The following is a 24,233-nucleotide window of genomic DNA, read 5'->3' as shown; positions in this document are numbered from 1 at the left end:
TTGTCATTGCGGATCCCGTTGTCGTTACGGATCCCGTTGTCGTTACGGATCCCGTTGTCATTGCGGATCCCGTTGTCGTTACGGATCCCGTTGTCGTTACGGATCCCGTTGTCATTGCGGATCCCGTTGTCGTTACGGATCCCGTTGTCATTGCGGATCCCGTTGTCATTGCGGATCCCGTTGTCATTGCGGATCCCGTTGTCATTGCGGTTCCCGTTGTCGTTCTGGTTGCCGTTCAGGCCGTTCAGGCCGTTGCACCTGACCGCCAGGTTGTACTGACCGGGAGTCGCATCGTTGTGGATCCGCGCGATGGCGGCCGAGATGCCCGAGCGCTGCTCGGAGAGGCGGGTCTGTGGGAAGGCGTTGGACGTGACCGTGCCACCGCGATTGCAACCCCGGACCGTGATCGTCAGGGTGCTGCCCTGGTGAGCCGCCTGCGGGCTCACGTTGACACGGATGGGATCGTTGTTCCGGATGTCGCCGCCCGCGGCGGCCAGCGGGGCAGAGAGCCCGACGGCCGCGCAGGCGGCCGCGGCCACTGCGAGAGCGCGTGAAGCACGCATCGTTGAACCTCCAGCGGAAGACGCCCCAAAGCGGGCGCTCCGGGAAATTCGACGAGTACGTCTTCCATGACGAACCCTCACTGGGGCGGGCAGTCGCCGCATTTCGGCGCTGGTCCACCCCGGTGAGGCGACACGCCGACGACGCGCCGCAAGATCTGACGGAGTAGCAGGTCACAGACCGTCAGAATTTTTATCTGCCTTTTGCTCGGATGGGTCACCATCGCAGGCCCCACCACCCATTCGCCCTTCCCTCCTCGCCGCTTTGACCGGGCGCACTTAGCGTGGCTACAGATGCCACGGAGGGAGAACTATGGGCCAGGACTATGGCGGCTGGAAATCGAGGAGACGCTCACCCTGGGGCGTTCTGGCGCTCGCCCTGCTCAGCGGGATCGCCCTGATAAGGAATGGCTCGGACGTCACCCTGGGACCGCCGCAGCCTGCCGCCGCGGCCGCACTGGCCGGCCGCGCGGTCGGCGAGACGTTCATTCCTCCCTCCGTCGAGCCGCTTGTGTACGCCCCCGCGGCACGGGTGAGGATCCCGGCGCTCAACGTGGACGCCCCGGTCGCGGATGTGGGCGTGGACCAGGACGGCTGGATCGCCGCCCCGCCGCCGCAGGACCCCAATCTGGCCGGCTGGTACCAGAACGGCGTCTCCCCCGGCCAGCGTGGTACCGCAGTCGTCGTCGGGCATGTCGACAATCTGTCGGGGCCCGCCGTCTTCTACGGCCTCGGCTCCATCCAGAAGGGCAACCACATCGAGGTGGACCGCTTCGACGGCAAGACCGCGGTCTTCGAGGTGTACGGCGTCGAGGTCTTCCCCAAGGATCAGTTCCCCGGCGCCCAGGTGTACGGCGACACCGGACAGCCGGAGCTGCGTGTGATCACATGTGGCGGCGGCTACTCGAAGGCAGGCGGGTACTCCGGAAACGTCGTGGTCTTCGCGCGCATGGTCAAGACCCTCTGAACCAGGACCGGCGAGCCGCAGCCGGTTCAGCGGCGCGGGACGGTGATGCGGTATCCGGCGTCCAGCAGCTCGGGCAGATAGCTGCGCAGCGCGGCGACGCTCTGCGAGCGGTCGCCGCCCGCGTCGTGCGAGAGGACGACGACGCCGGGACCCGCACCGTCCAGCACCCTGCGGACGATCGATTCGGTGCCCGGCTCCGTCCAGTCGAGGCTATCGACGGTCCAGGCCAGCGGCTCCATGCCGAGCTCCGCGCCGATCTCGAAGGAGAGCTTGTTCCAGGCGCCGTACGGCGCCCGGTACCAGAGCGGCGCGGAGCCCAGCGTCCGCTCGATCACCTCGCTGGTACGGCCCAGTTCGTCGCGGATCCCGGACGGCGGAAGCTTGGGGATCAGCGGGTGCGACCAGGAATGGTTGCCCACCACGTGCCCGTCGTCGGCCATCTCCCGGAGCAGGTCCCGGTTGCCGGAGGCCAGCTCGCCGCAGACGAAGAACATCGCCCGCACTTCGTGCTCACGCAGTGTGCTCAGGATGTCGGGGGTGTAGCGGGGGTCGGGCCCGTCGTCGAAAGTGAGCACCATGGTGCGGCCCGCCTCCGACATCCTGAGGAAGGGGCGCTGTCGCACCGGTGGCAGCGCCCGCCTGAAGTGCGGTGGCGTATACGCGGTCATGGGCTGCAGCCGGTAGGCCGACCTGTAGACCGGCGGGCCCGCGGCGGCCCGGGGACCGCCGGCCGGGGGCGTGGCGGCAGAGCCAGCGGGGGAATGCGCCTGCTCGGTACAGAGCAGCCCGGCGGTGGCGGCCGCGCCAAGACAGGCGGTGATACGGAGTACCGACCGCCGCCCCGGGAACATCTGATCCTTTTTCATGACTAACTGCTTGCACGGCTGTCGCTCCGGGCACCTCATCCACACCGGTTGCGCAGGCGAAACCCACCCGGTTGGAGCAGCGGAATGATGCGGGCAACGGACCCTCAGTTACGGCGGACCAGGGGGAAGGGCAGTGTCTCGCGGATGGTCAGCCCGGTGAGGAACATGACGAGCCGGTCGACCCCAATGCCGAGACCCCCGGTCGGCGGCATCGCGTACTCCAGCGCGTCGAGGAAGTCCTCGTCGAGCTCCATGGCCTCCGGGTCGCCACCCGCAGCGAGCAGCGACTGAGCGGTGAGTCTGCGGCGCTGCTCCACCGGGTCGGTCAACTCCGAGTAGGCGGTGCCCAGTTCCGTACCGAAGGCGACCAGGTCCCAGCGTTCGGCGAGGCGCGGGTCGCGGCGGTGCTGGCGGGTGAGCGGGGAGACGTCGGTCGGGAAGTCCTTGTAGAAGGTGGGCATCTTGGTCCGCTCCTCGACAAGGCGCTCATACATCTCCAGGACCACATCGCCGCGGGTGTCGTCGGGGATGTGCGGGACGCCCGCCCGGTCGCATATTGCTCGGAGCACGGTCTCTTCGGTATCGGCGTCGACCTCTTCGCCGAGCGCCTCGGACACCGCCCCGTACAACGTCTTGACCGGCCAGGGGCCCGAGATGTCGTGCTCGACGAGCTTGCCGTCCGGGCCGGCCTTGTGCGCGATCGCGGAGCCGAAGGCGGCGGTGGCCGCGCCCTGGATCAGTTCGCGGGTCAGATCGAGCATCACGTCGTAGTCGGCGAAGGCCTGATACGCCTCCAGCATCGTGAACTCGGGGTTGTGCTTGTACGAGACGCCTTCGTTGCGGAAGGTGCGGCCCATCTCGAAGACCTTCTCCAGGCCGCCCACGCACAGCCGCTTGAGATACAGCTCGGGGGCGATGCGCAGATACAGGTCGAGGTCATAGGCGTTGATGTGGGTGGTGAAGGGGCGGGCGTTGGCGCCGCCGTGGATCTGCTGCAGCATCGGCGTCTCGACCTCGAGATAGCCGCGCTCCAGCAGCCCCTGCCGCAGCGCCTGGACGGCGGTGGAGCGGTGGCGTACGACATCGCGGGCGTCGGGACTGGCGACCAGGTCCAGATAGCGGCGGCGCACCCGGGCCTCCGGGTCGGCGAGCCCGCGCCGTTTGTCGGGCAGCGGGCGCAGGCATTTGCCCGTCAGCTGCCACTCAGTCACAAAGACCGAGAGCTCGCCCTTGTCGCTGGCGCCGATCTCGCCGGTGGCGGTGATGTGGTCGCCGAAGTCGACGTCGGAGGTGAAACCCTTGATGACGTCACGGCCGGAGCCGTCACGGGTGAACGCGAGCTGGAGGTCGCCCGACCAGTCGCGCAGTACGGCGAAGACGACGCCGCCGAGGTCGCGTACGACCATCACGCGCCCTGCGACGGTGGTCTGCCGGCCGGTGCGGGTACCGGGGGCGAGCGCGGGGTGCGCGGCGCGGATCTCGGCGAGGGTGTCGGTGCGCCCGGCGATGTCCACGGGGTACGGGTCGGTGCCGTCCGCGCGCAGCCGCTCCAGCTTGCGGTGGCGGATGAGGACCTGCTCCGGCAGCCGCTGCTCCCCCGCCGCCGCGCCCGATTCGGGTCCCACCAGGCCGAGCGAGTCGATGGACGGCAGCCCCTCGGTGGTGACGGGCGTGATGACGCCCGGCCCGCTTCTGCCCTTCCCCCAGAGCTTGCGCAGGCTCGGTACGGAGACGAAGCCTTCGGCGATTCCGGAGGCGAGGCCGACGCGGGCGAGCGAGCCCGCGTCGCCGTAACAGAGGAAGCGCGGATACCACTCGGGCTGGTATTTGACGTTGGACCGGTAGAGGGCTTCCAGCTGCCACCACTTGGAGAGGAAGAGCAGCAGCTTGCGCCACACCCTCAGGACCGGACCCGCGCCGATGCGGGCGCCCTCCTCGAACGCCGAGCGGAAGACGGCGAAGTTGAGCGAGATACGGCGTACACCGAGTCTGGGCGCGTGGGCGCAGAGTTCGGCGACCATGAACTCCACCACGCCGTTGGGGGCGGCGCGGTCACGGCGCATCAGGTCGAGCGAGATGCCGTCCTTGCCCCAGGGCACGAAGGAGAGCAGGGCGATCAGATCGCCGTCTGCGTCGAAGGCCTCGACGAGGAGGCAGTCGCCGTCGTCCGGGTCGCCGAGGCGGTCGAGCGCCATGGAGAAGCCGCGCTCGGTCTCGGTGTCCCGCCAGGCGTCGGCCCTGTCGACGATCTGCCGCATCTCCTCGTCGGTCAGGGCGGAGTGCCGGCGGATCCGGGTGCGCGCCCCGGTCCGCTTGACGCGGTTCACGGCCTGCCGGGTGACGCGCATGTCGCGGCCGTCCAGGTCGAACCGGGCGACGTGCAGGATCGCCTCGTCACCGAGCTGGATGGCGCCGAGCCCGGAGCGCGCGAACACTTTGGCGCCCTCCTCGGACGCGCCCATGACTGCGGGGGCCCAGGCATAGCGTTTGGCCACCTCCAGCCAGGCCCCGACGGCGGGGGTCCAGGCCGCACGGTCGCCGACCGGGTCGCCGCTGGCCAGACAGACACCGGCCTCCACGCGGTAGGTGACGGCAGCCTTGCCGTTGGGCGAGAAGACGACGGCCTTGTCGCGGCGGGTGGCGAAGTAGCCGAGGGAGTCCTGGCGGCCGTACGCACCGAGCAGTGCGCGAATGCGGGGCTCTTCGTCACCGTGCAGGGCGGCTTCCAGTCGCTGCGAGCGGAATAGTGTGCTGGCCGCGCTGAGCAGGGCGATCGCGCCGAACAGCCCAGGGAGGAAGAAGAGCACGCGCGGCGGGCGGGCGTCGAACTGGTCGCTGGAGACCAGTCCGCCGAGCACCCGGTTGGAGGCCCACAGCAGCCGCTGGCCCTGCGGCAGCGAGCCGGGGAAGAGCTCGACCAGACCCCAGCTGACGAGTACCCCGGCGGCGAGCCCGAGAACCAGGACGAGCAGCGCGCGGCGCAGCGCACCGCGCCGGGTCTCGGCGTAGAACTCCCCGCGCGCGATGACCAGCACCGCCAGGGCGATCACGCACAGCACCAGGCTGGGGATCCAGGTCACGTCCTCGTCGAAGATCACCACCAGTACGTCCGTGATCAGCACCAGCGCCAGATATCCGACGACCAGCCACCACGCGGCCTTCTTACGGGCCCCGATGGCCGCTGCGAGCAGCAGCAGGAAGACGGCGTAGGCGAGGTTGGCGCTGACCGGGACGGCAATGCGGTCCAGGAACAGGGCGACGGGCCGCAGCAGTCGCCGCAGTGGAGGGATGAGCGAAAGGATGACGCAGAACACGCCCAGTGCGGCGAAGAACATCGCGAACGCCTCTGGCACCCTGCTGTGCAAGCCGCCACGGGCGGACCTGGGCGCCTCCACGGTGACAGTCATGTTTCGCACTCTAAGGAGACCATCGGCGGGCCGCCTGTCGGGAGCGGATAGCCTCAATGGTGTGACAGAGCAGCAGCCCCACCGCTTCGAACGCGGTACCGACGGCCCCAAGGTCATCGTCGTCGGTGTGGACGGATCCGACTCCTCACTGCGTGCGGCGTCGTACGCGGGCGGCCTCGCGCGACGACAGAAATGCCCTGCTCGCCATCGTGTACGTCCAGCCGGTAATGCCGGCGGGTGCGGCTCTCGGGGTCCCGGTCCCGGTCGGGGACATGACGGGCGAGATCGCCGAGGGGCTGGTGGCCGAGATCCGCTCCGCCGCCGAGCGGGTCAAAGGCATATGGGAGGTCCGCTGGGAGTTCCACACCTTCCGCGGTGACCCGTACAGCGGTCTTGTCGCGGCGGCCGACGAGCTGAAGGCGGACGCCGTGGTGGTCGGGGCTTCGGAGTCGGCGGGCCACCGGCTCATCGGTTCGGTGGCGGTACGGCTGGTGAAGGCGGGGCGCTGGCCGGTCACCGTCGTTCCGTAGCGGTCCCGTTTGCTTCCGGCCGACCGTTCACCGCACCATTCGTCGCTCCGTGCGACCGCTCGCCGAAGACCACTGTGCGCCGCCTGTCCCTTCACGCCTGGATGCGTTCGTATACGCACGTGGCAGCGACCTCAGCGCGAAAGGGTGTTGGCAATGGCGACCGCGACCGCGACCGCGACGACCGACGATCGGGCCATGGCGGAGCTGCAGCGTGAACACGGCCCCGCACTGCTGAGCTTTCTGCTCGGACTGACCTACGGGGACCAGCAGCGCGCCGAGGATCTGCTGCAGGAGACGCTCGTACGCGCCTGGCAGCACCCCGAGGCGTTCGACGGTCCGTACGAGTCGATGCGGCCCTGGCTCTTCACGGTCGGGCGCCGCCTCGCGATCGACGCCCGCCGGTCCCGGATGGCCCGTCCCACCGAGATCGGCGACGGTGTTCTGGCCACCACGCCCGACCCGGCGGACATCACGGAGAGCGCTGTCGCCGCGCTCGACGTCCGGGCGGCGGTCGGGTCGCTCAGCCCCGAGCACCGGGCCGTGCTGGTCCAGATCTACTTCCACGGGCTGAGCGTCAACGAGGCCGCCCAGGCACTCGGCATACCCGCCGGTACGGTCAAGTCGCGTTCTTACTACGGGTTGCGCGCGCTCGCCCGCTGCCTGCCGGGCTACAGCAGGCCCACCTCGTCGGCGACCGCCGGCCGCTAACGACGGCCGGGGCCGGCCGTCCGCCGTACCGCTCGTCGTGCCGTTCGACCGTTCGTCGCAGTTCGACGCCGTACTCATCGCCCCGTTCGGCCGCTGAGCACCCCGCAGGCCCGTGTGCGCCAGGTGGCGGACAACTCCCACGGGGGCGTCCCGCCGCTCTCTGCGACTCGGTGCGGCCCCGGCGACGCGGTCAACAGGACGCCCCAGGAGGAGAGTTACGGTGCCATCCACCCCGGCCCGTGGCAGTCTCGCGCAGCAACTCCCGCCGCGTGACCAACTGTTGTCCCCGACCGGCCCACGCGACGCCTGGATTGTGTCAGCCTCTTGACACAGTTCCCCTGCGGTCGGCAGATTGTGTCAATCAACTGACACGCTTGGCCGATGTGCATGGGGGTACGTCATGTCCGCTTCTCCGGAAACGCACACCACGTGGCGCAACTGGGTCGACGCGCCGGTCCGTTGGAGCGGACTCGTGGTCGGAGTCCTCGTCGGCAAGACGGTCACCTTCAGCTCCGAGGCCGATGTCGATCTGCTCTACGCCATCCCCGTTCTCGGGATCTGCGCCGTCGCCGGCGTGCTCGCGGCAGACCTGATCGCGCATCCGGCGGGAAGCGGCGTCCGACAGGCCACGGTGGCCCCACGTCGGATACGCGACCATATTCCCCGCGGACTGACGGCCGCGCTTGCTGTGCAGGCCGCACTCCTGCCGAGCCTGCTGGCCATCGCCGTCACTACGTCCGCCACGGACAGCGCCGGGCACGCGGGCCGGGCCCTTGCCATGACGTGCCGCGGCCGGCATCAGCTCATCGGGCCCTGGCCCGGGCCGTACTACGCCTGGCCGGTTCTCTGCGGCCTCGTCGTCGGCACCCTTGTGTGCGTTCCGGCTCTGCGGCGCATCACCATGCGCTCCGCAAGCGACGACCAGCGACGTATCCGGGCGCGCGCGATCGTCGGTGCGTGGGGGATGCTGGTGGCGGCACCGCTCTTCGCCGTGTCCTTGACCATGGCGACGGCCGTGCTCAGCCTGAGCTGCGGAGGATGGATGGAGAACGTGAGCCTCTGGGGGCTCGGAATCACCGCGTTCGCCTCGGCGCTGACCGCGGGATGCTGCCTGGGCGCCCTGCTCCTGCCACAGGCGCACATCAAGGCGCGGCCGTGACGGCCGACGGGCTCGTCATCCGGGTGGACCCCGCCACCCCCGTGCCGCCGTTCGAGCAGATCAGAAGGCAGTTCGCCGATCTGATCGCGGTGGGGCGCATGCGCGAGGGTGACAAACTGCCGCCCGTGCGCCAGCTCGCCTCCGACCTGGGACTGGCCAACAACACCGTGGTGCGGGCCTATCGCGAGCTGGAATCGGCGGGACTGGTGCACAGCCGGCGAGGATCCGGCACCCGCGTTGCGGCCACCGCCACAGGCACCGACGCCAGGGACAGGCTCGCGGAGCACGCCCGCAACTATGCGGCCGCGGCCCGGAATCTCGGCGTCACGGACGACGATGCGCTGGCGGCCCTCCGGCACGCACTCGCCACACCCGGCGGCGACTGACACCGATGAGCTTCCGCCACGGTCGTGGTCTTTCTGAACGTGTGCCAGGTCTTCCTCGGGCACCGCCGGGGAGCGCGGTGTGCTCAAGGCGATGCTGCGGCTGAACCCGGGCCCGGCGGTGCGCGTACTGACACGACGTACGTACTGCGTGTTCCGAGCCACCCCGAGGACGGTTCCTGTGACCGAGACGCCCCCTGCCCGGCGACCGGCGGTCGCCGAGACGGCGCTGGCCTGCCTGGCGCTCAGCCGCTGTCCCGACGCCGCGGCGGCCCGCGCGGCCCGGCGTGCGCGCCGCTGGCTGCGTGGCGCCGGGGCCCAATCCGGCTCCCCCGTCACCGAGTTGATGTTGATCCAGTCGGCGCTGCGGACACTGGCGCTGCGCGAGGGAAAGCCCGTCGATCTGAGCCATCCGCTGCTCGCCGCGCCCGGGTACGCGGCTCTGTCCCGGATCGTCCAGGCGGTGGCCCTCCATGTCGATCTGGGGGTCGTCGGCGGTGCGCCGCCCGGCCGGCTGGCCGGGCTGCTCGCCCACGACATCGCGACCGCCACGCCCTGCCCGTTCACCGGGCGGTCCGGCTCCCCCGCCCTGTGGGCGGCACGGCTCCTGGTGGAACATCCGGCGGCCGGCCGGCAGCCGGTGCGTGAGGCGGTGGCCCGTATCGCGGCTGCGCGGCGGGACGGCAGCCGCATCGAGGACGAGCCGCCCGCCACGGCCCTCGCACTCCTCGCACTGAGCGCGGCGGACGCGGGCAGCCCTGCGTGGCGGCGGTGCCGCGCGGGGCTGTTGCGCTTCCAGCTCCACGACGGCAGCTGGCGGTCCGGATGGGCAGCCGTGGCGACCTGACGCCACGGCTCGTTCCGGGCTGTGGCGAGGTCCCTTCCACCCCGGCCGCCCCGGTGGTGGCCAGCTCCCCCTGGGACCACGACAAAGGGGTGACCGTATGCGAAACCTCACGCTGAAGTTGAGTAAAGACGGGCCCTCAGCCGTGTTTCTCGGTGGAGGCTCGTGGTCGAGTCGGCATACGGCGTCGTCCGGGAAGAAGGTGGGAAGAGTGCAGCCCGAGAGTTCGAACGGCACCAGCAGCGGCGGGCTGGCAGTACCCATGGCATGGCTCTGCGCCGAGTACATCGCTGACGAGATGCTCCGCACGGGTGCTCTCGTGGGGAGCGGCTCGCTCGAGTTCCGTGCGGGAAGACAGACGCTGGCGCTCACCATCTATCTCTGCGACAGCGCGAACGAACTCGGGGGCGTCCGGGGGGTCTCCCGCATCGAAGAGTGGCTGTCGCTCACCTCGTACGGCCATCCCTGGCAGGAGTGGGTGCAGGAGCGGCTGGCCGCCCGGGAGGAGCGGGAGCGGGACCTCGACGCGGGGGCCGATGTGGATCTCGCGCTCGCGAGGGACGCCTGGAGCTGGCTGCGGCAGACGGAGCTGCTGGCCGCCGACCTCGGCGACAGCGGACCGCGGGCCCCGGCCGGCCCGCTGGACGGGCCAGTGGACGAGTGCGAGCAGATATGGACTCCGGCCTGGCAGTTGGGTCTGCCGCTGAGCCATCTGGCCATCCACCTCTTCTGAGGGCGACCGCTCGTAGTCGCTCATCGTCACCGGTCAGTACGAAACGGGTGGCGAGGCGACTCAATGTGGACGCGGAAATCTCATCCGCCGGCCCGGCGTCCGGCCGATGAGTGCACACCCGCCCGGTACTTGGGGATCCGCATCGTGATTTTCATGCCCGCACCGACGCCGGTCTCAATGACGAGTCCGTAGTCGTCGCCGTACACCTGGCGCAGCCGTTCGTCGACATTGGACAGTCCGATGCCCGACGAGGCCGGCCGCTGCCCCGCGAGGATCCCCCGCAGCACGGCCGGGTCCATGCCCACGCCGTCGTCCTCGATGGTCACCATGGCCTCGGCCCCGGCGTCCCGCGCCGCGATGGTGACCCGGCATTCGCCCCTGGAGTCCTCCAGGCCGTGCTTGACGGCGTTCTCGACGAGCGGCTGCAGACACAGGAACGGCACGGTCACCGGCAGCACTTCCGGGGCCACCTGGAGCGTCACCTTGAGCCGGTCGCCGAAGCGGGCCCCGGCGAGCGCCAAGTACTGCTCGATGGAACGCAGTTCATCGGCGAGATTGGTGAAGTCACCGTGCCTGCGGAAGGAGTAGCGGGTGAAGTCGGCGAATTCCAGCAGCAGTTCGCGGGCGCGCTCGGGGTCGGTGCGGACGAACGAGGCGATCGCGGCGAGCGAGTTGAAGATGAAGTGCGGCGATATCTGGGCACGCAGGGCACGGATCTCCGCCTCGATCAGCCGGGTACGGGAGCGGTCGAGCTCGGCCAGTTCCAGCTGTACGGAGACCCAACGGGCCACCTCCGTCGCGGCCCGCACCAGGACGGCCGACTCCCGCGATCCGTAGGCGACGAGCGCGCCGAGCACTCCTTCCTCGCCGGTCAATGGGGCGATCACGGCCCAGCGGAGCGGGCACTCCAGGTCCTCGCACTCGGTGTGCACACTCTGGCTGCGCCCGGAGTCCAGCATGTCGGCGACACGCACCATCACCCGCTGTTCATGGTGGTCGGCGCCGCGGCCGTCCCAGGCGAGCACGGATTCGCGGTCGGTGAGGCAGAGTGCCTCGGTGCCGAGCAGTGAGCGCAGCCTGCGGGCGGCCTTGCGCGCGGTGTCCTCGGTGAGGCCGGCGCGCAGCGGGGGCGCGGCGAGCGAGGCGGTGTGCAGGGTCTGGAAGGTGGCCCGTTCGACGGGCGTGCCGAGGTCGAGGTCGGGTTTGCCGCCCCGTCGTGCGGTCAGGCGACCGATCGCGATGCCGGCCGCGAGCAGTACCGCCCCTGCCGCGGCGAGTGCGGCCATGCCGATCCCGGTCATCGTTCGGCTCCTTCGGGCTGCGGCCTGCCGGCGAGGTCTTCCGGCAGATGCAGCCGCGCGAGGATGGCGGCGGCGCCGGGCGGTATGTGACGCGGGGTGGCCAGTGACACCAGCACCATGGTCAGGAAGCCGAGCGGCACCGACCACACGGCGGGCCAGGCCATCAAGGTGTGCGGCCAGCCCTCCGGCGCGAGGCCCGCGCGGGTGGCCATCACGGCGGTCAGCGCGGCGCCGCCGCCGATCACCAGTCCGGCGGCGGCACCGGGTGGCGTGAGCCCGCGCCACCAGATGCCGAGCACCAGCAGCGGGCAGAACGAGGACGCCGAGACGGCGAAGGCCAGCCCCACCGCGTCGGCGACCGGCACGTTGGTGGCCACGACGCTCGCTCCGAGCGGCACCGCCATGGCGAGGAGGGTGGCGAGGCGGAAGCTCCGTACGCCACGTGCGGGCAGCACATCCTGCGTGATCACACCGGCGACGGACATGGTCAGTCCGGAGGCGGTGGACAGGAATGCCGCGAAGGCGCCGCCCGCGAGCAGCGCGCCGAGCAGCTCCCCCGCGATGCCGCCGATGATCCGTTCGGGCAGCACCAGCACGGCGGCGTCCGCGTCGCCGGTGAGGGCGAGTTCGGGTGCGTAGATCCGCCCGAGCGCTCCGTAGACCGGCGGCAGCAGATAGAACGCGCCGATCAGCCCGAGGACGACCAGGGTCGTACGACGCGCGGCGCGTCCGTTGGGGCTGGTGTAGAAGCGGACGGCGACATGCGGGAGTCCCATCGTGCCGAGGAAGGTGGCGAGGATGAGGCCGTACGTGGCATAGAGGTGGTAGCCGTCGCGGCCGCCGGACAGCGGCTGGGACCAGCCGGCCGGGTCGGCCCCGGCGGTGGCCCGCGCGGGCACTTCGGAACCCTGCGGGAAGCGCAGCGTGGTGCCCGCCTCGATGCGGTGGGCGCCCCTGCCGAGGGTTATCTGCCGCTCCTCCTCGTACGGTGTGCCGTCGATGCCGCCGGAGACGGCGAGGGTGAGCGGCCCCTCGAGATCGATCCGGACGGTGTCGTCGACGCGTACGACGGTGTGTTCGCGGAAGAGCGTGGGCACGTCGAAGCGGGCGCGGGGCGCGTCGTCGCCGAGCCAGGCAGCAACGAGAAAGAGCGCGGGCACCAGCAGCGCGGTGAGCTTGAGCCAGTACTGGAAGGCCTGGACGAAGGTGATGCTGCGCATGCCGCCCGCGGCGACGGCCCCGGTGACGACGAAGGCGACGACAAGGCCGCCGACCCAGTTCGGCGCACCGGTGAGGATCTCCAGGGTCAGTCCCGCTCCCTGGAGTTGGGGCAGCAGATAGAGCCAGCCGATGCCGACGACGAAGAGGCTGGCGAGCCGGCGTACGGCGGCGGACTCGAGCCGGGCCTCTGCGAAGTCGGAGAGGGTGTACGCCCCCGAGCGGCGCAGCGGTGCGGCGACCAGCACCAGCAGAACGAGATAGCCGGCGGTGTACCCGACCGGGTACCAGAGCATGTCGGGGCCCTGGAGGAGCACCAGCCCCGCGATGCCGAGGAAGGAGGCGGCGGAGAGGTACTCGCCGCTGATGGCGGCGGCGTTGAGGCCGGGCTTCACCGTGCGGGACGCGACGTAGAAGTCGGAGGTGGTGCGGGATATTCGCAGCCCGAGCGCGCCGATGAGCACGGTGGCGAGCACCACGGCGGTGACGGCGGTCACCGCGTAGGTCTGGTTCACGTCGAGTCCTCCGGGAGCACCCGTCAGCGCCCTTCGACGAGCCTGGTGAAGTCCTGTTCGTTGCGTTCGGCCCGGCGTACGTACCAGCCCGCGGTCAGCCACATCACGGGGTAGACCGCCACGCCGAGCGCCGCCCAGACGAAGGGCTCCGGCGAGGAGAGGGTGCCGCCGAACGCGGCAGGGAGCGCGAAGAGCAGGGGCAGGGAGCCGACGAGCAGCGCGAGCGTCCCCAGCGCACAGAGCGCGGCCCGCAGCTGGCTGCGCATCAAGGAGCGTACGTACGTGGCGCCGAGAGTGGTCTGCTCGGTGATCTCGGACCGGGCGGGGGCGTGTCCGGGCGGTCGTTTGGCGCTGCGTGGCACGCCGGTGACGACCTCGCGGCGGGGTTGTTGCTCTGCAGACATCGTCGTCCGCTCCAGCGTCTCTCGGCGAACCTCGGGGGCTGTGGAGTCTACGCAGGAGCGATTACCGACGGTAGACGCCGGTCTCTCAGGGGCCCGTCCGCTGGGCGGCGCAGTCGCTGAGGGCGATCTCGAGCTCGACGTACGATTCCTCGGCCCTGCGGAAGGCGACTTCGAGGGCGGCTTCGGCGCGGGGGCCGACGAGTCCCTGGGCCGATTCCTGGATCTCGTAGAGCACATCCGCCCAGCGACCGGCCGCGCTCTTCAACGTCGCAAGGAGTGCCTCGAGGTCACGAGCGCTGGACACCCGGGTCGCCGGCAGGCTCCTGAGCTCCTCGAGCAGTGCTTCGATATCGGACATCAGGCCCCTTCTCCGCTTGCCCGATCAAGGTTAGGCGGCGTACAGGGGCGGCTGCCGCCGAATCCGGTGGCGGCTCTGTCAGCGGATGACGCCCGTCGCCGTACGGCCGTGCCGGGACGACGAGCGGCTCTCCAAGACCGTCGAACGGTCGACCGCGCGCGGTCGGGGTCCGGGGCGCGGCGGTCGGGTCGGTCGCGGTTCAGCCCCTGGCGTGCCGCATCAGCAGATCGCGCAGCTGACGCGCATGGCGGCGACTGACGGCGAGTTCGGCGGCGCCCACGCGGACAGTGGTCGCCCCGGCGTCGAGGCGCAGTTCGTCGATACGGGCGAGTGCGACGAGGTGACTGCGGTGTATCCGTACGAAGCCGCGGGAGGCCCAGCGCTCCTCCAGAGTGGAGAGCGGGATGCGCACCAGGTGGCTGCCGTCCTTGGTGTGCAGGCGTGCATAGTCACCCTGGGCCTCGACGTAGGCGATGTCGTCGATCGGTACGAAGCGAGTGACGCCGCCCAGCTCGACCGGGATCTGTTCCGCGCCGGCGGCCGGCCCCGGCAGGTCGTTCTGTGCCGCGGCGGGTGCGGTGTTCGGTATGTGAGCGGGTACGGCAGGGTGGCCCACCGGGTCGGGATACCGCGCCTCGCGCGCCGAGACGACCACGTCACGGACGCGCCGTACCGCTTCGGCCAGCCGCTCCCTGCGAACCGGCTTGAGCACATAGTCGACGGCCTTGAGGTCGAAGGCCTGTACGGCGAAGCCCTCGTGCGCGGTGACGAAGACAATCAGCGGCGGCCTGGCGAAGCCGGCCAGCAGTCTGGCGACGTCGAGTCCGGTGAGCCCTGCCATGTGGATGTCGAGAAAGACGACATCGATACCGTCATCACCGTCCGGGCCCGCGTCCAGGGCGCGGCTGATGCGTCGCAGCGCCTCGGTGGCGTCCGTGGCCCCTTCCGCGCTCCTGATGCGTGCGTCGGAGCGGAGGAGGTAGAGCAGCTCTTCGAGTGCCGGTTTCTCGTCGTCGACAGCCAGTACGCGCAGCATGCTGCGGAGTGTATGCGGGGCTCGATTCCGGGACTACGGGCTGTCGTCGGCGTGGCCGTCGAGCAGGTCCTGTTCCGAGAACATCGCCGGCAGCGCGGGTGCGTCGGCGATGTCGAAAAACCCTGGCCTGAAGGGAGTTGGGCGATCGAGCCCCGTCCCACTCCCGCACGGGTCCCCCGAACCCACAGGGGCAGTTGCGCTCATCGCGCACAAAGTTGAGCAGAGCGGCGGCCTGATGCGTACTCCTGGGCGACAGACCGCGTCAGACGCAGCACCGCAAGTGACGAATCGAGGACCCATGAGCATGCAGCAGCGGCACCGGGACGTGGCCGCCTATGCGCTGGGCGTCCTGGAGCCCGCGGACGCCTTCCGTTTCGAGGAGCATCTGTCCGAATGCGTCACCTGCACGGTACAGCTCTCCGACTTCGCCTCCCTTGCCGCGTCGCTTTCCGAACTGGGCGGTCCCGGCCGGGTCGAGCCGCTGCCCTCCGGGCAGCTGCTCGAGCGGCTCACCGACGAGGTCACGATGGTGCGGCGGCGGAGCTCCGGGCGCCGGCTGCGGCTGGTCGCGGCGGCCGCCGCGCTGATCGTCGGGGCGCCCGCTGCGGTGGTGGCACTCCAGGACCAGGCCGGCGGGCCCGCTGTCGGGCAGCGGGTGGTGGCCAAGGACCCCACGACCGGAGTCACCGCCTCCGCCGCGATCGAGAACCGGGCGTGGGGCACCGCCGTCGCGCTGCGGCTTGCGGGCCTGACCGGACCGGCCAAATGCCGGCTCGTCGCCATCGGCAAGGACGGCATTGAACATCCTGTCCTCAGCTGGTCGGTTCCGGCGGGCGGCTACGGGAATCCGGACTCGCCGGGGCATGAGCAGCCGCTGGACATCGAGGGAGGTACGGACGTGCCGAGCGGCGAGATCGGCCGCTGGGAGGTCCGTACCCTCGACGGACAGCCTGTCGTCACGCTCAAGGGATAGCTCCCGGAACTCCCGGAACTGCGCGGAACTCCGAATCCCCGGCTGAACAGGGCGCTTTCCGGCCGGGCGGTGCTACTTCAGCAGCCGCGAGAGCCTGCGGTCGGCGAGCGGTTTGCCGCCGGTCTGGCAGGTGGCGCAGTACTGCAGCGATGAGTCGCTGAAGGAGACCTCGCGGATGGTGTCGCCGCAGACGGGGCACAGCTGTCCGGTACGCCCATGGACCCGCAGGCCGCTCTTCTTCTCGGCCTTGAGCCGGCCCGCCGCTACTCCGCGCGAGCGCTCGACGGCTTCGCGCAGGGTGGAGCGCAGCGCCTCGTACAGCACGGTGGTCGCGTTCTCGTCGAGGTTCTGCACGGGCTTGAACGGCGACATCCTGGCGACGTGCAGGATCTCGTCGCTGTACGCGTTGCCGATGCCGGCGATGAGGCTCTGGTCGCGCAGAGCGCCCTTGATCTGCCGTCGTTCCCCGGCGAGCAGCGCGACGAAGGCGTCGCGATCGAAGTCGTCGGCGAGCGGGTCGGGGCCGAGCCGGGCAATGCCGGGCACCTCGGCCGGGTCGTGTACGAGATGGACGGCGAGGCGTTTGGTGGTGCCGGCCTCGGTGAGGTCGAAGCCGCCGCCGCCGGCCAGGACGGTGCGCAGGGCGAGCGGGCCCTTGCCCGGGCGTGGCGGCGCGGCCGGGAACTCGTCCTTCCACTGGAGCCAGCCCGCCCGGGCGAGATGAGTGACGAGATGGAGTCCGCCCGCGCTGATGTCGAGCCACTTCCCGTGCCGGTCCACGGCGGTGACGGTGGCGCCTTCGACGGCGGCGAGCGGCGGGTCGTACGTCTTGAGGACGCTGATCGCCAGCGGCAGGACGCGGGCGATCTCCTGTCCCACCAGGTGGCTGTCGAGGAACTCTCGCAGCGCTTCGACTTCGGGCAGTTCAGGCATGCATCCAGGGTGCCGCAGGGGCACGGCGGCCGCAGGTTCACAGCTCCCGCAGACCGTAGACGCGGCTCGCCGTAGTCTCGAACACCGCGCGGCGTTCTCCGTCACCCAGCCGGTGCGTGAGCGCGCGGGCCGCGGCGACCACCTCTCCGTAGCCGGCGGCCAGCCGGCACACCGGCCAGTCGGATCCGAACATCAGCCGGCCGGCGCCGAAGGCGTCGAGGACCGTGTCGGCGTACGGACTCAGATCCGGCGTGGTCCAGCTGGACCACGCCGCTTCGGTCACCAGGCCGGAGAGTTTGCAGACGGTGTTCGGCCGGGCCGCGAGTGCGCGCACATCGCTCGCCCAGGGCTCCAGTTCCTTCGAGGCGATGGGCGGCTTGCCCAGATGGTCGAGTACGAAGGTGAGCGCGGGCAGCCGGGCCGCCGCCTCGGAGGCCGCGGGCAGCTGCTTCGGCAGCACCACAAGGTCGTAGACGAGTCCGGCGCAGGCAACGGCGGCGAGACCACGCAGTACGTCGGGGCGGAGCAGCCACTCGGGGTCGCTCTCGCCCTGGACCTGGTGGCGGATGCCGACCAGCCGGTCACCGCCCGGGAGTTCACGCAGCGCCGCCAGGGTGTCGGCGACATCGGGCGCGGTGAGGTCGGTCCAGCCGACGACGCCCGCGACGAGGTCGCTGCCGTCGGCGAGGGCGAGAAACTCCGGGGTCTCATCGGCGACGGTGACCGTCTGGACGAGGACGGTGCCGCGTACGCCTGCGGCGCGCGCCTCGGGTGCGAGGTCGTCGAGGGTGAAGTTGCGGCGGATGGGGGCCAGGTCCGGACCGGTGATCCAGTCCTGGTCCCGTACGGAGAGGTCCCAGACATGGTGGTGGGCGTCGATGATCGCCATGGCTCACAGCTCCCAGACGACGGGCAGTCCGGCCGCGGCGCCGTCCGCGGAGTAGTCGTGTACGACATCGAGGAGTTCGGCCATCCGCGCCTGCCAGGCGATATTGACGGGGAGCTCTTCCAGTTCGGCCAGCAGCCGGGTGTAGTCGGCGCAGTCGAGGAGGTGGAAGAGGTCGGTGCCGCTGCGCCAGATCGTCCAGGAGGTGACTCCGGCGGCACGGATCGCGGCGGTCAGCTCCTCGGGGACCTCACGGTGCGCCGCCTCGTAGTCGGCGACGCGGTCGGCGCGGACCGTGGTGTGCAGGGCGACTCTCATCGGGCATCCCCGTCCTTCGGCAGCAGTCCTTCGGCGCGCAGTTCGTCCCAGAGCTCGGTCGGGACGGAGTGGCCGAGCAGCTCGGCGGCGTCCCTTACTTCGTCGGCGGACCGGGCGCCGACCAGTACACCGGCCACGGCCGGATGGCCGAAGGGGTAGTGGAGCGCGGCGGCGCGCAGCGGTACGCCGTGCCGTTCGGCGACGGCCTTGAGCCGCAGGGCCCGCTGCAGGATGCCGTCGGGCGCGGCCGTGTAGTCGTACCGGGCGCCGGGACGCGGATCGGCGAGCAGCCCGGAGTTGAAGACCCCGCCGACGACGACGCTCTTGCCGCGGGCGGCTGCTTCGGGCAGCAGTTCTTCCAGCGCGCTCTGGTCGAGCAGGCTGTAGCGGCCGGCGCACAGGACGGCGTCGACGTCGGTGTCGCGGAGGAAGCGGGTGAGCATCGCGGTCTGGTTCATCCCGGCGCCGATCGCGCCGACGACGCCTTCGGCGCGCAGCTGTTCCAGTGCCGGATAGCCGTGGCGGAAGGCGGCTTCCTCGTGGTCGTCCGGGTCGTGCAGATAGACGATGTCGATCCGGTCGAGGCCGAGCCTGACGAGGCTCTCCTCGATGCTGCGGCGCACTCCGTCGGCGCTGAAGTCCCATACGCGGCGGTGATCGGCGGTCACGGCGAAGCCGTGCGCGAGGTCGTCGCCGCGGGCCTCGCAGGGTTCGAGCAGCCGCCCGACCTTGGTGGAGAGGGTGTACGCGTCGCGGGGCCGGGCGCGCAGTGCCTCGCCGAGCCTGCGTTCGGAGAGGCCGAGCCCGTAGTGCGGCGCGGTGTCGAAGGTACGGATTCCCGTGTCCCATGCGGCGTCGATCGCGGCCGCGGCCGCCTCCGGTTCGACAGGGGTGTACAGATTGCCGACTCCGGCCCCGCCGAAGGACAGTTCAGTGATGTCGACCGCGCTGCGTCCGAGCGTGCTCCATCGCATCCCGCTGCTGCCCCCTCGCTGGCATTCACCGATCACGACGAATATTCATCGGATCACTTAAGGGCGTCAACACCCTTGAAGCGGTCAGATCTGGGGGTGGGCGTCCGACCTGTCCGATCTATCGGATCCATCAGGCCGGTGAGGATCAGGACTGGTGGGGATCGGGACTGGTGAGACCCGGGCCCGGCAAGACTTCCGCGTCTATCCGGCGACGGTGACGCTGAGCAGTTCTGCGAGCTCCTCACGCAGGCTCTCCGCGAGCCGGTCCACATCGGGCACGGCCTTTCCGTCGGCGACCAGGCCCACATGCACCTGACCGCCGTAGGTCGACATGGCGATCGCCAGGGACTGCCCGCGGGCCAGCGGCGCCATCGGGTAGACCTCGCGCAGCGGGCAGCCGCCGAGCGAAAGGGCCGAGCGCGGCAGCGGCACGTTTGTGACCAGGACGTCGAAGAGCATCCGGGCCGCGCCTCCGGCCAGTGGCGCACCGAACCGGTGGGCCAGCGGCGGCAGTTGATCGGCGACTACGGCCAGCGCACCGGCGCCGCGCGAAGGGCCCGCCGCCTTGTTGCGGTCCATGGCGGTGCGAACGGCGTCGAGCCGCGAGCGCGGGTCGGGGTCGGAGACGGGGAGCGGAAGCAGATACGCGGAGAATTTGTTGCCCGAGCCGGACGGGCTACCGGGCCTGCGCCTGGAGACCGGCACCAGGGCGCGCGGATCGGCGGCGGGCAGCCGCTCGTCCCGGTCTCCCATCCAGCGCCGCAGTGCGCCCGCCACGGTGGCGAGAAGTACGTCGTTGGCCGTGCCGCCCACCGCCCTGCGTACTTGCTGCACATCCTCCAGGTCGAGCACGGCGGTGCCGAGCCGTCGTGTGCCGCTGGAGCCTGCGGAGAGCGCGGGCACACCCCGGGGGTCGAACCTGCTGGCCCGTACGACGGAGGCGCCGACGCCAACGGCGCGGCCGAGCTCCTCGATACGGGCCCGGGCGAAACCGGCCACCTGCCAGGCATCTCCGGTCCACGACCGGGGCGGTACGGTGCGCGGCCGCCGTACGCCGACGGTGCGCGCGTCGGCGATCTGGTCGAAGATGCCTGCCCCGATGGCGACCGCGCGCATACCGTCGGCCAGCGCGTGGTGGAGCTTGACCAGTACCGCGAACGGCCCTTCGTTGCCGTCGTCCGCGCCCGTGAGGAGATACATCTCCCAGGGCGGCAGGCCGCGCTCGAGGGGCCGCTCCATCAGCTCGGCGGCGACGGCGGTGGCCTCGGCGGCGAAGTCGCCCCCGGGGAGGCGGACGTGGTGCACATGCCGTCGCACGTCGAAGTCCGTGGCCATGGCCCAGGCGGCGCCGCCGACGGGGAGCAGAACGTCACGCACCCGCATCCGCAGCCGGGGGATCGCCGCGGCACGACCGGCGAGCAGGTCGAGGAGGCGGTCGCCGCCCCGCGCGCCCGGCCCGGCGGCTGCCGTGGCCACGGCAGCGGGAGCGAAGAATGCCAGGGCGCCGAGATGCATCGGATGACCGGCGGACTCAAGGTGCCAGAACGCCAGGTCGAGAGGTGCGAGGAGCTCGCTGCTCAATGGTTCCTCATGTCCTAGAAGGCCAGGTGTGCGAAGTCAATCGCCTGCGGTCGGTTACGGTCAAGTACGATCAGTTCACGGACAGTTAACAACTGGTAATAATCAAGACTTCGGCCTCTCCGGAATCATGAACTCGCACCACACGCATTTGCCGCTTCCTCGCGATTCCACGCCCCACGCCTCAGCCAGCCGGTCCACCAGCATCAGACCGCGCCCGGACACACCCGACTCCCCCGCGTCGCGCCGGCGCGGCAGCGCACTGGAGCGGTCCTCGACCTCCACCCGCAGCCGACGCTCCACCCCGGACAGCACGCGGATGGTGACGATCGCCCCGCCGTCGGTGTGCATCAGCGCATTGGTGATCATCTCGTCGGCGGCCAGCTCGATCTCGTCCGACCGCTCGCGCGCCCCCCAGGCCCCGGTAGCCGCCCGGATCATGTGCCGGGCCGAGCGCAGCGCCTCGGGGTCGTTCTGCGCGACATGCTGCTGCAGTCGGCCCCCGGTCTGCGGGGTGTACGCGCCCTTGCGGCGGAGCAGCAGGATCGCCACATCGTCGTCGCCGCTCCGCTCGTCGACCACATCGCACAGCTGGTCGCCCAGCAGCTGCAGATCGCGCGGGCCGCCGCGCACCAGCGCGGTCAGCATCTGCATTCCGTCGTCGAGGTCGGCGCCGGGCACCTCGACCAGCCCGTCCGTGTAGAAGAGCAGGGTCTGTCCGGGGTCCAACTCGACGGTGGTGACCGGGTATTCGAGCCGGCCGAACTCCGCGGAGAGCCCCAGCGGCAGCCCGCCCTCCACCGGCAGCCGACGGGTGCCGCCGTCGTTGTCCCGGACCAACGGGTCCACATGCCCCGCGCGCACCAGTTGCATCACACCGGTGGTCAGATCGACCTCCGCGTACATACAGGTCGCGAACCGCTCGGTGTCGAGTTCATGGAGGAAGACGGAGGCGCGCGCCATCACGGTGGCCGGAGTGTGCCCCTCGGCGGCGTACGCCCGCAGCACGATGCGCAGCTGCCCCATCACCGCGGCCGCGTGTGTGTCATGGCCCTGCACGTCGCCGATGACCGCGCCGACCCGCCCGCCGGGCAGCGCGATGACGTCGTACCAGTCGCCGCCGATGTCCCTGCCCAGCCGCGCGGAGCGGTAGCGCACAGCGATCTGCGCCCCGGGCACGGCGGGGATCCGGCGCGGCAGCATGGCCTGCTGCAGACCCTGGGCGAGATCGTGCTCCTGGTCGTAGAGCACGGCACGCTGCAGGCTCTGCGCGATGCTGCTGCCGAGCGCGACCAGCACATTGCGCTCCTCGGAGCTGAAGCCGGTCCTGTCGCCGTAGAGGAGACCGAGGGCTCCGATGGGGCGGCCCTGCGCGATCAGCGGCAGATAGACGGCGGAGTTGATGCCGAGCCCTTCGATATGCGGCCACAGCCGCGGATAGGAGTCGGCGAAGTCCCGTTTGGACTCGATGAAGCGGGGCGTGAGCGTACGGACGACCTCGCTCATCGGGTACTCGTCGTCGACCCGCGTGTAGCGGGTGCCTGGCACGAAGGAGCCCTCGGGACCGTCGGCGACCAGATGGATCCGCCCGCCCGACTCCAGCAGCCCCATGACCAGGCTTGTCGCGCCGAAGTGCTCCAGACCGTGCGAGTCCCTGAGTACGTCGATGACTTCCTGCACGGTCCTGGCGTGGGCGAGGGCGGCTGTGGTGCTCTCGACGACGCTGGTCTGCCGACGCCGCTCCGCATCCACTTCGAGGCGTGCGGAGGAGTCGGCGAGCTCCTCGGTGGCGTCGCGGACGATGCCGATGATCCGCAGCGGCCGGCCCGCGCTGTCGCGCCGGATGAAGCCCTGGGTGTGGGTCCAGCGCAGGCTGCCGTCGCGGCAGCGGATGCGGAAGTACGCGCCGTAGTGCTGACTGCCGCTCTTGAGCGCCCGCGACACCAGGGCGTCGAGCCGGCTGGCCTCGTCCGTCGGCACCCGGAGCTTCAGGCTCCCCGGGTGGCCGTCGAACTCACCGGGGCGCAGGTCGAACACTTCGTGTCCGGCCGGGTCCAGGTTCATCAGCCCGCTGGCCAGGTCCCAGTCGAAGCTGCCCATGCGGTTGAGGTTCAAGCTCAGTTCCGGTTGGGCCGGCCAGTCGTCGGGAAGCGACGGGGCACCCGCTGCCCGATCAACCATGGGGCCACTCTGCCATCATTTGTCGGATTCTTCGACCGGTTCGGACGATCAGCTCAGCCCTGGAACGTGTCCGGCTCCGTCGACTCCGCGGAGGAGGTGAGGAGCTCCGTCGGGGCGGGCGGGAGCTCGTCCGTCACGGGCACATCCGGGGCTACGTCCGCGGCGACAGCGGGGTCAATGGCCGGGTCGATGGCCGGGTCGAGGAACGGGTCGATGAACGGGTCGATGGACGGATCGATGGACGGATCGATCGACGGGTCCACCTGCGGCTGCCCGGGCCCCGTCAGGGTCGGCGTGGGGCAGCCGGGCTCGAGCGGACTGGATACCGGCTCCTCACCCGGCTCGAGGGTGGCCGGTGCCGGGCAGTCCGGGATCGAAGGATCGCCGCTGCCCTGCGTGTCATCGCCCGGCCCGGCCGGGTCGCCCGGCTGGGCCTGGTCACTCGGTGCCGCCGGCGCGCTCGGCCCGGTCGGGTTGACCGGCTGAGCCTGGCCACTCGGCTGCCCTTGGCCACTCGGTGCCGCCGGCGCGCTCGGCCCGGTCAGTTCGGTGGACTGCGGGTTCGCGAAGACATCGTCCGGATGCACGGGCGGGAGCACAGCGGGTTTCCTGTCCTCTTCGCCGTCGGTCCCCACCCTCCGCTCGATCCAGCTGTTGTTGCGGACACTGACGATCACAAGGTTGTTGATCACCGTGGCGGTCGGCTTGATGACGATGACCTGCTCGGGCCGGTAGCCCGCCCAGGCCCGGCCCTTGTGCACGAGGGCGCCCTTGACGGCGACCGGTGGCTTCAGCGGGTTTCCGCCGACGCACCGGACGCGCGGCGCGCCGTACTGGTCCACCAGAACGGCCGTGCCCGCCTGCAGCACGGACTGATAGGTGGTGGTGGAGCCGTCACGGAACCCATGGCCGGTCACCCGGGTGTCGGCGCGCAGGATGACGGAGGTCAGGCCGCGCAGGAGGTTCGGGACGTCCGTCTGAGCGACCCCCATGCCCTGCGCGAACGCACGCGACTTGACCCGGTCGCGGCTGAGGAGGGTGACCTGCTGCCCCACGTCGCAACTGCCGATGGCCTCGGTGCCGCCGTAGAGACCGGGCGTCGAACCCAGGAACGTGCTCATCGCCGGGCCCGTGCCGGCCCGGTTGCCCGGCACGCTCGACCGGGGCGGCGGAGGCGGCAGAGGCGGCTTCATATTTCTGGCTGTCGATGCCGTGTACGGGTCCGGACCCTGGGCTGCGACCGGCTGGAGGAGGACCTCCCGCGAGTCGGCACCCGAGCCCGCGCCCGAAGAAGCCGCGTCGCCGGCGCCGCCGCAACCGGCGGCGAGAAGCGCGACGGACAGCGCGGCGACGGCCGCGTACCAACGACGAATTGGTGAACGCACAAAAGTCTCCCGCCTC

The 24,233-nt window shown here is 70.7% G+C and carries 21 protein-coding genes and 2 pseudogenes; 8 read left to right on the top strand and 15 right to left on the bottom strand.

All coding sequences use genetic code 11. From position 1 onward, the window contains the following. A pseudogene (locus AB0D12_RS18510) lies at positions 1–563 on the bottom strand (hypothetical protein); the annotation flags it as partial. A 310-nt stretch (positions 564–873) separates the two neighbouring features. Between AB0D12_RS18510 and AB0D12_RS18505 the strand changes: the two are divergent. Continuing rightward, positions 874–1,527 carry a class F sortase gene (locus tag AB0D12_RS18505; RefSeq protein ID WP_362683421.1) on the top strand — a complete coding sequence of 218 codons (654 nt, stop codon included), beginning with the start codon at positions 874–876 and terminating at the stop codon, positions 1,525–1,527. Positions 1,528–1,553: 26 nt separating this feature from the next. Here the strand turns inward: AB0D12_RS18505 and AB0D12_RS18500 are convergent, their stop codons facing one another. Next, positions 1,554–2,393 (bottom strand): polysaccharide deacetylase family protein, encoded by an 840-nt coding sequence (locus tag AB0D12_RS18500; protein WP_362683418.1) that lies wholly within the window; start codon positions 2,391–2,393, stop codon positions 1,554–1,556. 104 nt (positions 2,394–2,497) lie between these two features. Further along, the gene (gene lysX, locus AB0D12_RS18495; RefSeq protein WP_362683415.1) at positions 2,498–5,800 is read right to left on the bottom strand and encodes a bifunctional lysylphosphatidylglycerol synthetase/lysine--tRNA ligase LysX; all 3,303 of its coding nucleotides are present in this window, start codon (positions 5,798–5,800) and stop codon (positions 2,498–2,500) included. Between the two features lie 61 nt (positions 5,801–5,861). Between lysX and AB0D12_RS18490 the strand changes: the two are divergent. From AB0D12_RS18490 to AB0D12_RS18465, 6 genes and pseudogenes are all read left to right on the top strand, one after another. Further along, a pseudogene (locus AB0D12_RS18490) lies at positions 5,862–6,330 on the top strand (universal stress protein). Positions 6,331–6,483: 153 nt separating this feature from the next. After that, positions 6,484–7,038, top strand: a complete 555-nt coding sequence (locus tag AB0D12_RS18485) for a sigma-70 family RNA polymerase sigma factor (RefSeq protein ID WP_362683412.1) — start codon at positions 6,484–6,486, stop codon at positions 7,036–7,038. Between the two features lie 400 nt (positions 7,039–7,438). Continuing rightward, positions 7,439–8,197 carry a hypothetical protein gene (locus tag AB0D12_RS18480; protein ID WP_362683409.1) on the top strand — a complete coding sequence of 253 codons (759 nt, stop codon included), beginning with the start codon at positions 7,439–7,441 and terminating at the stop codon, positions 8,195–8,197. Continuing rightward, positions 8,194–8,583 (top strand): GntR family transcriptional regulator, encoded by a 390-nt coding sequence (locus tag AB0D12_RS18475; protein ID WP_362683406.1) that lies wholly within the window; start codon positions 8,194–8,196, stop codon positions 8,581–8,583. Before AB0D12_RS18480 ends, AB0D12_RS18475 begins: the two co-directional genes overlap by 4 nt. A gap of 178 nt (positions 8,584–8,761) precedes the next feature. Next, positions 8,762–9,427 carry a hypothetical protein gene (locus tag AB0D12_RS18470; protein ID WP_362683403.1) on the top strand — a complete coding sequence of 222 codons (666 nt, stop codon included), beginning with the start codon at positions 8,762–8,764 and terminating at the stop codon, positions 9,425–9,427. A 208-nt stretch (positions 9,428–9,635) separates the two neighbouring features. Then, complete coding sequence (locus AB0D12_RS18465; RefSeq protein WP_362683400.1) at positions 9,636–10,157, top strand: hypothetical protein; 522 nt, start codon at positions 9,636–9,638, stop codon at positions 10,155–10,157. Positions 10,158–10,237: 80 nt separating this feature from the next. Here AB0D12_RS18465 and AB0D12_RS18460 read toward each other — a convergent pair whose 3' ends face one another. The 5 genes from AB0D12_RS18460 to AB0D12_RS18440 form a co-directional block, all read right to left on the bottom strand. Then, positions 10,238–11,458, bottom strand: a complete 1,221-nt coding sequence (locus tag AB0D12_RS18460; protein WP_362683397.1) for a histidine kinase — start codon at positions 11,456–11,458, stop codon at positions 10,238–10,240. Further along, positions 11,455–13,191, bottom strand: a complete 1,737-nt coding sequence (locus tag AB0D12_RS18455; RefSeq protein WP_362683394.1) for a cation acetate symporter — start codon at positions 13,189–13,191, stop codon at positions 11,455–11,457. Before AB0D12_RS18455 ends, AB0D12_RS18460 begins: the two co-directional genes overlap by 4 nt. 23 nt (positions 13,192–13,214) lie before the next feature. Continuing rightward, a complete protein-coding gene (locus AB0D12_RS18450) occupies positions 13,215–13,595 on the bottom strand; it encodes a hypothetical protein (protein WP_362683391.1) in 381 nt (126 codons plus the stop codon). Positions 13,596–13,680: 85 nt separating this feature from the next. Further along, a complete protein-coding gene (locus AB0D12_RS18445) occupies positions 13,681–13,953 on the bottom strand; it encodes a hypothetical protein (RefSeq protein ID WP_362683388.1) in 273 nt (90 codons plus the stop codon). A 199-nt stretch (positions 13,954–14,152) separates the two neighbouring features. After that, on the bottom strand, positions 14,153–14,989 hold the full coding sequence (locus AB0D12_RS18440; protein ID WP_362683385.1) for a LytTR family DNA-binding domain-containing protein: 837 nt from the start codon (positions 14,987–14,989) through the stop codon (positions 14,153–14,155). A 298-nt stretch (positions 14,990–15,287) separates the two neighbouring features. Between AB0D12_RS18440 and AB0D12_RS18435 the strand changes: the two genes are divergently transcribed. Further along, positions 15,288–15,962: a zf-HC2 domain-containing protein gene (locus AB0D12_RS18435; protein ID WP_362683382.1), complete on the top strand. Its 675-nt coding sequence runs from the start codon at positions 15,288–15,290 to the stop codon at positions 15,960–15,962. 72 nt (positions 15,963–16,034) lie between these two features. Here AB0D12_RS18435 and AB0D12_RS18430 read toward each other — a convergent pair whose 3' ends face one another. The 7 genes from AB0D12_RS18430 to AB0D12_RS18400 form a co-directional block, all read right to left on the bottom strand. After that, positions 16,035–16,895 carry a DNA-formamidopyrimidine glycosylase family protein gene (locus AB0D12_RS18430; RefSeq protein ID WP_362683379.1) on the bottom strand — a complete coding sequence of 287 codons (861 nt, stop codon included), beginning with the start codon at positions 16,893–16,895 and terminating at the stop codon, positions 16,035–16,037. Positions 16,896–16,932: 37 nt separating this feature from the next. Next, positions 16,933–17,784: an amidohydrolase family protein gene (locus AB0D12_RS18425; RefSeq protein ID WP_362683376.1), complete on the bottom strand. Its 852-nt coding sequence runs from the start codon at positions 17,782–17,784 to the stop codon at positions 16,933–16,935. Positions 17,785–17,787: 3 nt separating this feature from the next. Further along, a complete protein-coding gene (locus AB0D12_RS18420) occupies positions 17,788–18,099 on the bottom strand; it encodes an L-rhamnose mutarotase (RefSeq protein WP_362683373.1) in 312 nt (103 codons plus the stop codon). Then, on the bottom strand, positions 18,096–19,073 hold the full coding sequence (locus tag AB0D12_RS18415) for an aldo/keto reductase (protein ID WP_362683370.1): 978 nt from the start codon (positions 19,071–19,073) through the stop codon (positions 18,096–18,098). Before AB0D12_RS18415 ends, AB0D12_RS18420 begins: the two co-directional genes overlap by 4 nt. A 201-nt stretch (positions 19,074–19,274) precedes the next feature. After that, complete coding sequence (locus AB0D12_RS18410; RefSeq protein ID WP_362683367.1) at positions 19,275–20,654, bottom strand: wax ester/triacylglycerol synthase family O-acyltransferase; 1,380 nt, start codon at positions 20,652–20,654, stop codon at positions 19,275–19,277. Between the two features lie 102 nt (positions 20,655–20,756). After that, positions 20,757–22,832 carry a SpoIIE family protein phosphatase gene (locus AB0D12_RS18405; RefSeq protein WP_362683364.1) on the bottom strand — a complete coding sequence of 692 codons (2,076 nt, stop codon included), beginning with the start codon at positions 22,830–22,832 and terminating at the stop codon, positions 20,757–20,759. Between the two features lie 53 nt (positions 22,833–22,885). Further along, on the bottom strand, positions 22,886–24,217 hold the full coding sequence (locus tag AB0D12_RS18400; protein ID WP_362683361.1) for a DUF6777 domain-containing protein: 1,332 nt from the start codon (positions 24,215–24,217) through the stop codon (positions 22,886–22,888). Between the last annotated feature and the right edge of the window lie 16 nt (positions 24,218–24,233).

Source organism: Streptomyces sp. NPDC048479, from assembly GCF_040651435.1.
Lineage (GTDB): Bacteria > Actinomycetota > Actinomycetes > Streptomycetales > Streptomycetaceae > Streptomyces.
This window is presented reverse-complemented; position numbering and strand designations above follow the sequence as displayed.

Excerpts from the sequence above, each read along its gene's own strand:
- AB0D12_RS18505 (WP_362683421.1), top strand. The coding sequence starts at position 874 with ATGGGCCAGGACTATGGCGGCTGGAAATCGAGGAGACGCTCACCCTGG.
- AB0D12_RS18500 (WP_362683418.1), bottom strand. The coding sequence starts at position 2,393 with ATGAAAAAGGATCAGATGTTCCCGGGGCGGCGGTCGGTACTCCGTATC.
- lysX (WP_362683415.1), bottom strand. The coding sequence starts at position 5,800 with ATGACTGTCACCGTGGAGGCGCCCAGGTCCGCCCGTGGCGGCTTGCAC.
- AB0D12_RS18485 (WP_362683412.1), top strand. The coding sequence starts at position 6,484 with ATGGCGACCGCGACCGCGACCGCGACGACCGACGATCGGGCCATGGCG.
- AB0D12_RS18480 (WP_362683409.1), top strand. The coding sequence starts at position 7,439 with ATGTCCGCTTCTCCGGAAACGCACACCACGTGGCGCAACTGGGTCGAC.
- AB0D12_RS18460 (WP_362683397.1), bottom strand. The coding sequence starts at position 11,458 with ATGACCGGGATCGGCATGGCCGCACTCGCCGCGGCAGGGGCGGTACTG.
- AB0D12_RS18450 (WP_362683391.1), bottom strand. The coding sequence starts at position 13,595 with ATGTCTGCAGAGCAACAACCCCGCCGCGAGGTCGTCACCGGCGTGCCA.
- AB0D12_RS18445 (WP_362683388.1), bottom strand. The coding sequence starts at position 13,953 with ATGTCCGATATCGAAGCACTGCTCGAGGAGCTCAGGAGCCTGCCGGCG.
- AB0D12_RS18440 (WP_362683385.1), bottom strand. The coding sequence starts at position 14,989 with ATGCTGCGCGTACTGGCTGTCGACGACGAGAAACCGGCACTCGAAGAG.
- AB0D12_RS18435 (WP_362683382.1), top strand. The coding sequence starts at position 15,288 with ATGAGCATGCAGCAGCGGCACCGGGACGTGGCCGCCTATGCGCTGGGC.
- AB0D12_RS18430 (WP_362683379.1), bottom strand. The coding sequence starts at position 16,895 with ATGCCTGAACTGCCCGAAGTCGAAGCGCTGCGAGAGTTCCTCGACAGC.
- AB0D12_RS18425 (WP_362683376.1), bottom strand. The coding sequence starts at position 17,784 with ATGGCGATCATCGACGCCCACCACCATGTCTGGGACCTCTCCGTACGG.
- AB0D12_RS18420 (WP_362683373.1), bottom strand. The coding sequence starts at position 18,099 with ATGAGAGTCGCCCTGCACACCACGGTCCGCGCCGACCGCGTCGCCGAC.
- AB0D12_RS18415 (WP_362683370.1), bottom strand. The coding sequence starts at position 19,073 with ATGCGATGGAGCACGCTCGGACGCAGCGCGGTCGACATCACTGAACTG.
- AB0D12_RS18405 (WP_362683364.1), bottom strand. The coding sequence starts at position 22,832 with ATGGTTGATCGGGCAGCGGGTGCCCCGTCGCTTCCCGACGACTGGCCG.